At 44.8% G+C, this 563-nt stretch carries 1 protein-coding gene; it reads left to right on the top strand.

What is annotated here, in order from left to right:
• Positions 1–95 precede the first annotated feature (95 nt).
• A partial coding sequence (locus R8O11_RS30185; RefSeq protein WP_318195258.1) for an acyl-CoA thioesterase occupies positions 96–563 on the top strand: 468 nt, incomplete at its 3' end.

Below are 563 nucleotides of genomic sequence, written 5' to 3' on the forward strand. Positions count from 1 at the left end.
CTCAAACAAAAGTTAATGTTTTGTTGCTCGCCCTATTCCCGTCACAAACGCTTGCTGCTACATTGTCAGAACAATAACTCACAAAGGAATGACAGATGAGCAGTGGTCAAAGAGATATTACCCTTCGTTTTTTAGCAGAACCTGGCGACGTTAATTTTGGCGGAAAGGTTCACGGCGGCGCTGTAATGAAATGGATCGACTTAGCCGCTTATGCATGTAGTGCCGCTTGGAGTGGAAAATACTGCATTACTGCCTACGCGGGTGGGATTCGTTTTGTTGCGCCTATTCATGTTGGCAACCTTGTGGAAGTTAGCGCGAAAGTCATTTACACCGGTCGAAGCTCAATGCACATCGCCATTGATGTTCAAGCTAGTGATCCAAAACAGATGAAAAATCGTTTAACTACGCACTGTATCGTGATTATGGTTGCAGTCGATGAAAGCGGTAAACCTACCGATGTACCTAAGTGGATTCCTGAATCTGATGAAGACAAGGCTCTAGAGCAATCGGCTATTCGCTTAATGAATATGCGTAAAGAAATTGGCGAAGAGATGGAAGCGCAC

The sequence above is a fragment of the Vibrio sp. 1288 genome (genome assembly GCF_033344475.1).